The 3,497-nt window shown below is 66.4% G+C and carries 4 protein-coding genes; 1 reads left to right on the top strand and 3 read right to left on the bottom strand.

Translation table 11 applies throughout. The features are described 5' to 3' along the window. Positions 1–137 precede the first annotated feature (137 nt). Positions 138–587 (bottom strand): molybdenum cofactor biosynthesis protein MoaE, encoded by a 450-nt coding sequence (locus tag ACYVKX_RS21650; RefSeq protein ID WP_460835769.1) that lies wholly within the window; start codon positions 585–587, stop codon positions 138–140. 30 nt (positions 588–617) lie between these two features. Between ACYVKX_RS21650 and ACYVKX_RS21645 the strand changes: the two genes are divergently transcribed. Beyond that, complete coding sequence (locus ACYVKX_RS21645) at positions 618–887, top strand: MoaD/ThiS family protein (RefSeq protein WP_460835768.1); 270 nt, start codon at positions 618–620, stop codon at positions 885–887. A 207-nt stretch (positions 888–1,094) separates the two neighbouring features. On the opposite strand, the gene ACYVKX_RS21640 is transcribed toward ACYVKX_RS21645, so the two are convergent. Beyond that, positions 1,095–1,280, bottom strand: coding sequence for a hypothetical protein (locus ACYVKX_RS21640; RefSeq protein WP_460835767.1), 186 nt, complete (start codon positions 1,278–1,280; stop codon positions 1,095–1,097). A 161-nt stretch (positions 1,281–1,441) separates the two neighbouring features. Next, positions 1,442–2,080, bottom strand: coding sequence for a hypothetical protein (locus ACYVKX_RS21635; RefSeq protein WP_460835766.1), 639 nt, complete (start codon positions 2,078–2,080; stop codon positions 1,442–1,444). Between the last annotated feature and the right edge of the window lie 1,417 nt (positions 2,081–3,497).

Here is a 3,497-nt window from a genome sequence, read left to right as displayed (position 1 = left end):
TGCTCGGGAGGTGCGCCCGCTTCACGTCACCCCACCGAGAGCCATCCACAGGTTCTGATCATTCCTCTGGGCACCCGACCGGGCCCGGATCCGACGACAGTGGGGGCGATGAAGGCTCCAGCGACCTCCCGTCCAACTCAGGCCGAGTTCACCCACTCCTCAGTTCCATCGGTGAAGACCTGTCGCTTCCAGACCGGCAGGCGAGCCTTGACCTCCTCGACCACGTCAGCGGTGGCGGCGAAGGCCGCCTGGCGGTGCGCAGCGCAGGTCACCACGACCATCGCGGTATCGCCGATGGCCAACAACCCGACCCGGTGGTGGGCTGCGGCCCCGCGCACCTCCGGATGGCGGCTGAGTACCTCGCGGACGACCTCCTCCAAGACCTGGTCAGCGGTCGGATGTCCCTCGTATTCCAGTCGGTTCACGGTCCGGCCCGCGTCGTGGTCCCTCACCACCCCTGAGAAGAGGACGACGGCGCCGGCGTCGGGCGTGTCGCCAAGCTCATCGAGAACGGCGGCGGGGTCAAGCGGCCGGTCCGACACGGACGACATGCATCTCACGACATACTCCCTGGGGTGGTCGGACAAGCGAAGCACTTGCAAGCGGACGGTCAAGTCGTGACCGGGCGGAGAGCCACCGTCACCGTGCGCTACTGGGGCGCGATCAAGGCACTCACCGGGGTCGCGGAGGAGACCGTGGTGGGCGCCACCCTCGCGGACGTATTGGCCGAGATCGCTGTCCGTCATCCAGACCGGCGCTTCACCGCCCTCCTGGAGATCTGCAGCATCCTGGTCGGCGACCGCCGACAAGACAGAGGATCCGCACGGCAGCTCCACCTCGTGAATCGCGACGTCGTCGAACTGCTGCCGCCGTTCGCAGGCGGCTAAAGGCAGCAACGCCGGGCGGCGCAGGACATGGACACGCACAGGCGTGATCCTCCCCTGGGAGGCACCGCGCCCCGCTGCCGGATTAGGCGAACGCTCAGGTCGCGGGAGAGCTGGAGCTGGAAGACGAGGTCCGGGTCCCCGTGTGGGAACCCGGACCGTTGAACCACTGTAGAACGCCGAGTGGCTCAGTCTCGGGTGAAGCCGAGCTCAGACGCCGGCCGACTCCTTGTCGCTCGCCACAGCACGGGAGACTCCTACGGCACTCGGCACCCAGATGAAGTACGCCGCCAGCAGCAGGCGGGGCCCGATCAGCAACCACGGCGCCACCTTCGCGGCGAGCGCCAGCCCCGGGATGTCGTCGGTCTTCTGGAAGTCGGAGATGTTGTCGTGCACAACGCCGGCGAGCGCGTCCCACCGGTCGAGGATACCGCCGACGACCGAGACCTCCCGGGTTGGCCTGGTCCTTCTCCAGCAGACCGGTCGAGACGACCGGGGAGTTGACCTTGAGTGCCTCGACCACCGCGACAGGCGTGGCGCCCAGAAGGTCCGGGAGGTCACGGACGACCTTGGTCTCGAGCTCGACGTCGGCCGCCCGGACCGCGGCGAGGTAGGCCTGACTCGCTGATGCTGGCCGGCCCTGAGTGAGCGAACACGGCATCGAAGTTCCCCATCAGCTTGTCGAGCTTCGCGGTCTTGCCCACCAGCCCAAGGACCAGCGGAGCCACGATCACGATGATCCCGAGACCGGCTACGAGGACGATGCCGCTGCCGGGTCCCGGCGTACTCCAGACCCGCCAGCCGATGAGCACACCGAGGATGCCGAGCAGCACGAACAGCACCGCCACGCCCTTGGTCGGCAGGAACGAGGCCGGGATGTTGGCGGCCCCGTTGAAGTTGGCCTGGTTCCCTTCGAGAGCAGTGGCGACCCCCGTCATGTAGTCCGCTGCGTGATCGAGGTAAGGGCGGCCATCGGCATACGGCGCGTCGCTGTTGTCGGTCGGGCTGAGTACCCGTCCGACGGCTGGGTAGTTCGAGGCCAGGACCCCGGCGAGCTCCTGGGCTGACATCCCCAGCTGCTCGGCCAGGAACGGCACCGTCACGTCCTGGATCTCGCGGTCGAACCCGACCACGGTGGCTGCATCCTGCTCGTGCTGCTGGATCGACGCATCGGTGAACGCCGGCTTGCGATCCACGGTGAGGTTGTCGGCAGCCGCGGGTCTTGCCGAAGAGGTTCAGGGCAAAAGCGGCGACGATCCGGACCACGCCGATCAAGATCACGACTGCATCCTGCTACTCGTCTGAGCATGGTCAACCTCCTGGTTGAGACGTGGGGTCCATCCAGTTGCCCCACTCGGTCAACGATTGAGCCGCTGTCTGACTTCGGTCGCACCCCGACCCTCTTCACGTGAAGGAGTGAGTCCAAGGGTGATAGGGGTCACAATCAAGAGTGGTGGGTGCTCGGACCGGGGCACACCCGTCAGACGGTGGCCTCGCTTCCGATCCCTTCGATGACGAGACAGATCACGGTTCTCACCGAGAGCCATGATTCGACCGCGGAGGCTTCCCATCTGCGGTCGCTCGCTGCCGCGCATGATGCGCCCATCGGACCTACGGACGTGGCCCTGGTTGAGCAGCACCGCTCGGATGATGACCGAACGTGAATTTCGAGCAGGCCACCGCGGGACCCTCAGCCGAACGCCGCGCCCTATGCTAGCGTCGGAGCCCCTGGGCGTTGCGGGTTAGTGGAAGCGCCGGATCCGGCCTCATGCTATGGGCGCGAGAATCGGGTCGGTCTCCGTCGCCGGCATTCGCAGCCACCGGAACTAGAGCGGTGCACTTCGGCACAGACCAGGATCGGCCACCCCCAAGTTCACTCATGGGGGTGGTGGATCGGTGATCGTTGGCACGCACCATGGGGGCCACCTGGCGATCAGGAGCCCTAGATGTCCCTCAAACTGACTGAATCGGTCGACACCGCACAAGCCCGGCTCGACGAGCTGTTCGTCCTGGCCACGTCGGTCTCGTTCCCTCCTATGCTGCGCGATGTGCAAATGCGTTCTGACGCCTTCTTGGTGGGGGCCTGCCGACACGCCAGCGCAACTGGCAGTGTGCTTGTTGGTCTCTCCCACAAGCACCTAGGCCGCGAGCAGGCACACCGGCTGGCGCGCGAGGTACACCATCTCGAGCTCGAGTTGGTCCGGCTGAAGCGTCGCCTCTATGGGTCGGCCGCTGCCTCAGTGCCCCAGCGGGTGGTATGGGGCCGCGTCCGGTCCCAGCTGCAGGCGACGTTCGCGCTTGAGGCCGAAGTCGTACGGAGACTCGATGACCTTCTTGGACTCGATGAGTCCGAGCAGCAGGCGTCCCTTCGGAACTGCGCCGAACGAAGCGCCCCGACGCGCCTGCACCCATACGCGCCGAAGCTAGGCCTGAGCGGTCGACTAGCGCGCAGTGCTTGGTCAATAAGCGACCGTGTTTGGGACTCCGTCGCTGGTCGTGACCCGGTTCGTCGTGCCCGATCTGCGACTCAAGGGCTAGCGCCGGTGCCCTGTGCGTCAGGCTGAGGTGAGACACCTCCTCTGAGTTCCTTCCCTCGCACGGGGCGAGAAGCGA

This window comes from Nocardioides hungaricus, assembly GCF_054782915.1.
This window is presented reverse-complemented; position numbering and strand designations above follow the sequence as displayed.